Origin of the sequence: Aporhodopirellula rubra (genome assembly GCF_014192335.1) — a bacterium.
Taxonomy (GTDB): domain Bacteria; phylum Planctomycetota; class Planctomycetia; order Pirellulales; family Pirellulaceae; genus Rhodopirellula; species Rhodopirellula rubra.
This window is the reverse complement of sequence record NZ_JACHXU010000025.1, coordinates 130,544-136,878: the sequence shown is the minus strand read 5'-3', so window position 1 is coordinate 136,878 and position 6,335 is coordinate 130,544. Positions and strand designations below refer to the sequence as shown.

6 protein-coding genes and 1 pseudogene are annotated in these 6,335 nt (G+C 54.2%); all 7 read right to left on the bottom strand.

The genetic code is table 11. From position 1 onward, the window contains the following. Nucleotides 1–94: 94 nt before the first annotated feature. A pseudogene (locus FHS27_RS25600) lies at nucleotides 95–391 on the bottom strand (ATP-binding cassette domain-containing protein); the annotation flags it as partial. Nucleotides 392–430: 39 nt separating this feature from the next. Continuing rightward, the gene (locus FHS27_RS25595) at nucleotides 431–1,378 is read right to left on the bottom strand and encodes an ABC transporter ATP-binding protein (RefSeq protein WP_184308403.1); all 948 of its coding nucleotides are present in this window, start codon (nucleotides 1,376–1,378) and stop codon (nucleotides 431–433) included. Nucleotides 1,379–1,481: 103 nt separating this feature from the next. After that, the gene (locus tag FHS27_RS25590; protein WP_184308401.1) at nucleotides 1,482–2,597 is read right to left on the bottom strand and encodes an ABC transporter permease; all 1,116 of its coding nucleotides are present in this window, start codon (nucleotides 2,595–2,597) and stop codon (nucleotides 1,482–1,484) included. Then, a complete protein-coding gene (locus FHS27_RS25585; RefSeq protein ID WP_184308431.1) occupies nucleotides 2,594–4,015 on the bottom strand; it encodes a CmpA/NrtA family ABC transporter substrate-binding protein in 1,422 nt (473 codons plus the stop codon). The genes FHS27_RS25590 and FHS27_RS25585 overlap by 4 nt, the downstream gene beginning before the upstream one ends. Before the next feature lie 428 nt (nucleotides 4,016–4,443). Next, entirely contained in the window at nucleotides 4,444–5,202 is a 759-nt protein-coding gene (locus FHS27_RS25580) for a hypothetical protein (RefSeq protein ID WP_184308399.1), read from the bottom strand. Nucleotides 5,203–5,325: 123 nt separating this feature from the next. Beyond that, nucleotides 5,326–5,805, bottom strand: a complete 480-nt coding sequence (gene greA / locus FHS27_RS25575; protein WP_184308397.1) for a transcription elongation factor GreA — start codon at nucleotides 5,803–5,805, stop codon at nucleotides 5,326–5,328. A gap of 156 nt (nucleotides 5,806–5,961) precedes the next feature. After that, entirely contained in the window at nucleotides 5,962–6,183 is a 222-nt protein-coding gene (gene yacG / locus FHS27_RS25570) for a DNA gyrase inhibitor YacG (protein WP_083904767.1), read from the bottom strand. Nucleotides 6,184–6,335 lie beyond the last annotated feature (152 nt).

Below are 6,335 nucleotides of genomic sequence, written 5' to 3'. Positions count from 1 at the left end.
GCGAACAGCTCCTCCTGAAAGGTTGCTTCCAACAATCCGTCACGCGTCCATTCCACCACCAATACAAAACCGCCGCGCTAGCGGCTTACTTGAACATGACGTTATCCAATGCCGTCATCCACGGCATCAAACATGGTGACTGAAACACCACGCCACGATCGGGACCGGGGCCATCGATTTCGCGACCATCGATAGCAACACCGCCGGTCGTGATCGGGTTCAGGCCCGCGACCATCGTCAACACCGTGCTCTTGCCGCAACCGGAGTGACCGAGCAAGGCAACATACTCGCCCTGTTCTAGGTTTAGGTCGAACTCTTCAACAATAACGACCGGCCCTTTATGGGTGTCGTATGTCTTACCGAGACGGAATAATTCTACATAACCACGCATCGCGGATTACCTCTCTATGTTTGTGTGGGGAAGCTCGCGTTAGCGAGGTGGCTGGTTATGGATCGCGCGACCCTTTCGCGTCAGATCCTCCGGCTTAATCTCAGGCAATCGGAATTTCAAATGCTTCGTCGCTGCCTGCTCAGTGGCCCGCGCCTTCTGCCGAACCGCGACGAGGTAGTTCGTGACCGCGTTGCGAAGCGATTTGAAGTGTTCGCTGTCATTCAGTTCTGTCTTATTACGCGGCCGGTCGATACCGACGGTAAACGCGGGGCCCAAAGACGCCGAAGGCCCTGGATTCAGAGGCACAATCCGGTCCGCCAACAGGATGGCTTCATCGACATCGTTCGTAATCATCAAACACGTTTGCCGCTCTTCTTCCCAAATCTTGAGAATCTCATCGCCGAGCTGTGCACGCGTTAATGCGTCGAGTGCCGACAACGGTTCGTCGAGCAAGAGCATCTTTGGTTTCATCGCGAGTGTTCGAGCGAGCGATGTACGCTGCCGCATCCCACCGGACAATTCGTGCGGCCGACGATGAGCCGCGTGACTCAATCCGACCATGTCGATAAACCGTTCGACATGAGCACGTCGATCGGCTGCCGACCAATCCTTGAACACCGAGTTAACCGACAACGCGATATTGCCGCGGACAGTCAGCCAAGGCAGCAACGAGTAGTTTTGAAAAACCAAACCGCGATCCGGCGATGGCGATGTGACTGGCTCGCCCTCCATGGTGATCGTTCCCTTATCGGGCTTGATCAATCCGGCGACGAGTTGCGTGAAAGTTGTTTTGCCGCTGCCGCTGAAACCCACAACCGCAAGGAATTCGCCCTCGCGAATATTCAGGTTGATATTGTTAACGACCTCCGTCCGCGTGACACCGCTGCCGTAACCTTTGCAAACACCTTTCATTTGCAAAATTGGCGTCGGTGCGGGCGTGTCCGGCCGCCGAATAGCGACCGGCTCGGGACGCAATAGAACACTCATAAAAGCTGCTTTAAGCTAGCGAAGCGAGAATAAGAAAAACGTTCCGCAGCCAGCCCGTGTCCCCACACACGACCGACTGCGGAACGAAAACGAATCGTTAAGGTTAGGCCGGGGCAGGATTGCCAAAGCTAACCAGATTCCGGAGAAAGATCATGATCCGATCGAGCACGAGGCCGATCATCCCAATCACAATCACACTAAATGCGATTCGTGCGTATGTCAGTTCACTACCGTTCTGAAACTCATCCCAGACAAACTTCCCTAAACCGGGATTCTGAGCGAGCATGTCAGCGGCAATCAAAACCATCCAACCCACACCGAGACTGATTCGCATTCCAGCGAACATCAGCGGCAAACTCGCAGGCAAAATGATCTTGAACAATCGCTGAGCCCACGACAGACGGAGCACGTCAGCGACGTTGATAAAATCTTTGTCGACACTCGCAACACCGAGAGTCGTATTCACAAGCGTTGGCCACAGCGAGCACAGACAAACTGTCGTCGCAGAGATCAAGAACGCTTTGTTGAAGTAGGTTTCTCCCGCAGCGTAACCGGCGTAGTACCACATGATGACGATGAACGCCAAAGGCAACCAAGCCAAAGGACTGACGGGTTTGAAGATCTGAATGAACGGAGTCAACGCGGCATTGAACCACGGGCTCATACCACAAAGCACCCCGAGAGGCACCGCAACCACCGTCGCCAGCAGGAATCCGAAAAACACGGTTCCCACACTCGTCCAAATCTGGTCGATAAAAGTCGGAGCACTGGAAGCCTCAAAATTGACAGCCGAAACCGCACGCTTCTTCAGCGACAACGATTTGGCAGCCAACGATTCTTGCCGTGCCCCACTCGATTTCGCAGCTGCCTCTTCGTACGCCTTGGCTTCCGCCATGTACCGCACCGCTTCACCAACCTTTTCCTGCTTGGCCAAACGGTCCGCCTGCTTTTGCTCAAAGTGCATCGCAATCAACTGAGCACCGGCATCCCAGGTCGCCTTCGGGCTGGGCAACTTGGCACTGTCGGTAACGACCGTGTTGGCAGCCATCGCCCAAAAGCCGAGAAACAATGCGATCGCAACGATCGGCAGCAACACGTATTTCGCGATACCAACGAACTGTTCTTTCTTGTCTTCGCCCGCAGCCAAGCGAACGAACGGTTCAAAAATCGGAAGACCAGCAACCTCACAGAACCTCAGTAAACCTCCACGCCAGTTCATAGCTCCTCCTTGTTGCCGATTTCAAAGCTATTGATGTAACCGATCGGATCACGACCATCGTATGTGTTGCCGTCAATGAATTCTGAGGTTGCTTCACGATAGCCGTCGTAGTCAGCCGCCGGCATCTCACTTGCATCCATCTTTCCTTCGCTGATCAACAACTCAGCGGCCTGACGATAGATCTCTGGCTTGTAAACCTCTTTGGCGATCTCCTCATACCAATCAGCCGGCTTCGGCTCGGTGATTTGCCCCCAGCGACGCATCTGCGTCAGAAACCAGATGCAATCACTGTAGTGCGGGTAACTCGCGTAGTATTTAAAGAAGACATTGAAGTCGGGCATCTCCCGCACGTCCGTTTCCTGGAACACGAACGTGCCCGTCATCGAATTGTCGATCACATCTTCCTCGGCACCGACATAGTCTTTTCGGCTGAGGATCTTCGCCGCTTCCTGACGGTTGACCAACTTGCCTGACCCATCAGTTTCATCGAGCCATTTGCCGGCACGAATCAGAGCCTTAATCACCGCGAGGTGCGTGCTCTCATTTTCTTCGGCCCACGCTTTGGTTACACCGAAAACCTTCTCTGGATTGTTCTTCCAAATGTCATAGTTCGTTGTGACAGGAACACCGATCCCGGCGATAACAGCCTTCTGATTCCAAGGCTCACCCACACAGTAACCTTTGACGATATCAGCCTCGAGGTTCTGCGGCATTTGCGGCGGAGGCACGGTCGACAACTGAACCTCGGCACCCTGAAAACCATTCAGGTCACTCTCGGTGTACATGCCCGGATGAATCCCCGCGGCAGCGAGCCAGTAACGAATCTCGTAGTTGTGCGTGCTGACAGGAAACACCATCCCCATCGGAAACGGCTTACCCTGATCCGCCAAATACTCCTGCACGATCGGCTTCAGACTCTCAGCCGAAATCGGATGCTCCGGCGTCGGGCTCTTGAGCTTCGGATCATTCTCCTGCATCTGCTCCCAGACCGCGTTACTCACCGTAATGCCGTTACCGTTGTAGTCGAGACTATAGGCGGTCACGATCGGCGACTTGGTTCCAATCCCAATCGTCGCACTGATCGGCTGGCCGGCGAGCATGTGAGCACCGTCGAGCTGGCCGTTGATCACGTTATCGAGCAGAATCTTCCAGTTCGACTGCGATTCCAGAGTGACGTTGAGGCCCTCGTCTTCGAAATAGCCCTTCTCTTTTGCGATCACCAGCGGAGCACAATCGGTCAACTTAATAAAACCGAATTTCAAATCAGACTTCTCAAGGTCCAACATCGCGGCAGGTGCATCATCCGTCTCGTCAATCTTAAGATCCGAAACATCCACCTTGGCAGCGGCCGCTTCCAAATCCTCCAGGGTGACCTCCCCAGACGAGCAACCCACCAACAAAACAGGAACAACCAGCACAGATAGCAAGCAAGCGAGATGCCTTAATCGCGACGCACCCAAAACAATCGACACAGTAACGAAACCCAATCAAAAATGACGAGCCCGGACAAACTGCTCAAACGACGAGCAGAAATAGGACCTTGAGATGACGGACGCAGAGAGAAGCATCCGCTGGGCCAATGCGTGAAACACAAAAGGCGTAAAACACGCGAAGCATCCCGCGAACGCACTAAACAGCAACAAAGACGCGAATAACCGCACTAAAAGAGAAGCATGCGCAATTCTCACATATGGCGACCGACTCAGCATTGAAGCCAGCTCGACGGCGATTGCCCAATACACGGGCATGACGAGAGCGTTTTACAGGCACACGAGATTCGAGAGCGCGCAGCGGGAGACGCCGCTCAATCGAAATACACAGGGCACTCAAAACCCACCCAAAGGGATCAATCAGCAGAATTGATCCGGTGGGTTACAACGGCCCCATCAACGATCCCGCCGGCGTCTTCATCGCCGTCCATATCGGGCTCGTCATCGAAATGCTCCAGCGCAGAAAATCCTTCAAAGTCGGCGTCGCTGCCCGCGAATCCGCCAATCATGAAGTCAAAGTTCCCAACCCCGAGCGTTGACTCAAGCTTGCTGAGGACCATCCCCTGCGTGGCGGCATCATCATAGGGCCCGACCATATAAAACGGCTTCCCTTCGTGACCGAATTCGTAGACGCCTTCGACCGACTCCGGTTCGATGTCGCCCCAGATCAGCTGAACCTTCCGGTAGTCAGGATGCGGAGACAAACCTGACGCCCTGGCATACTCAACAGATGCTTCTACCAGGCCTCGCGCCCTCCCTGGAGACACATCCTCAAGAGAATGCTTTTCAATCAGCGAGCTCGACATTTCATTGAATTGCCCCGGGGAGTAGTAAACCCCCACCGCATTCTTGACACCCAGGCAGAAAATGTCGACTAGAAAGACCCCAACGGCCACTTGGCCTTCAGGCGCCTGTCGAGCAATCATCACGGTTGCCAATCCCTGATCGGCGTTGCCCACCATGGACTTCAGAACTTTGCCCGCAGCCGCCGCAGACATCTTTCCCGCCAAGGATGCGAACCGCTGTTTCTCGCGTACGAGTTGCTGCTTTTTCTGACGGTCCTTCGCCTTCTTTCTCGCCAGTTTCTTCTGACGCTGCTGCTCTGACTTAGCCACCGGACAACTCCTTTCAAATGCGTTGAGATCTCTTGCACTCGAGATGCCCCGCCGATACAGCAACTGGCATCCCGAATAGAAACAGGCACCCCGGCCGAACCGCCGCAGCGGCCTCCGATCCGCCTAAAATTCCAGCGAGATCTTCAGAATCTTAAATTTGATTTTACCAGCGGGCACATCCACCTCAGCGACTTCGCCGACCTTCTTACCCAGCAGACCTTGGCCGAACGGGCTGGTTACCAGAATCTTTCCAGCGTCGTAATCTTCGTCACCCGCACCTACAAGCGTGAACTGCTCTTCATCGCCATAGGCAACATCTTCGACCGTCACGGTACAGCCGAACACGACCTCATCCTTTGGCAATTTTGACGGATCGATGATGGTCGCTCGTGCGATTTTGTCTTTGAGCTCGTTGATTTTGGCCATCAACATGCCCTGATTTTCTCGCTGCGCATGGTATTCGGCGTTCTCTTTCAAGTCGCCTTCTTCGCGAGCCTCGGCGATTTTTTCCGTTACCGCTGGCATCTCCACGTTTTCAAGACGATGAATCTCAGCTTTGATTTTGTTATAGCCCTCACGGGTCATGGGGACGGATTCAACCATGCCTGTCATCCTGAAAAAGTTTGCAAATGCCTAAAAAAGAAACCTTTTTCACTAGGCGGGTCACTCAAACGACCGGGACCGCGCACTCTGAAAAAGGCTATCGTTAGTGAATCATAGACCCCGCAGACGCGAGATTGGTTCACACCCCATTGTGGACTAGCCGTCACGCTCGGGCAAGGTCTCGTCGCGATACTCGACGGGAGTGTCACCGGGCTCGCCCTCAAACGGGACACCGATCTCCTCGTTGAACCAACGGCCCAGATCAATTAACTGACATCGCGAGGTGCAAAACGGGGGTGTCGGGGTCTCGTCGGACAAAAATTTTCGTCCGCATGTAGGGCACGTCATGGGAATCGGCTTCATTTTCGAGACGTCCATCAGGTACGACTTTACCGGGGGAGGGAGGATGCGATGATGGGGCTTCGGACAGAGTCAGCCACGCCAACTATTTAGCGTACAATAGTCGGCTCGCTTGAAAACCCTTTGATGGATCGCCATGTTGCCGCACACCCCCACCGCAACGCAGCTTC

What these genes read in the sequence shown, in the direction of transcription:
- FHS27_RS25595 (WP_184308403.1), bottom strand. Translation starts at nt 1,378, where the DNA reads ATGAGTGTTCTATTGCGTCCCGAGCCGGTCGCTATTCGGCGGCCGGAC.
- yacG (WP_083904767.1), bottom strand. Translation starts at nt 6,183, where the DNA reads ATGGACGTCTCGAAAATGAAGCCGATTCCCATGACGTGCCCTACATGC.
- greA (WP_184308397.1), bottom strand. Translation starts at nt 5,805, where the DNA reads ATGGTTGAATCCGTCCCCATGACCCGTGAGGGCTATAACAAAATCAAA.
- FHS27_RS25590 (WP_184308401.1), bottom strand. Translation starts at nt 2,597, where the DNA reads ATGAACTGGCGTGGAGGTTTACTGAGGTTCTGTGAGGTTGCTGGTCTT.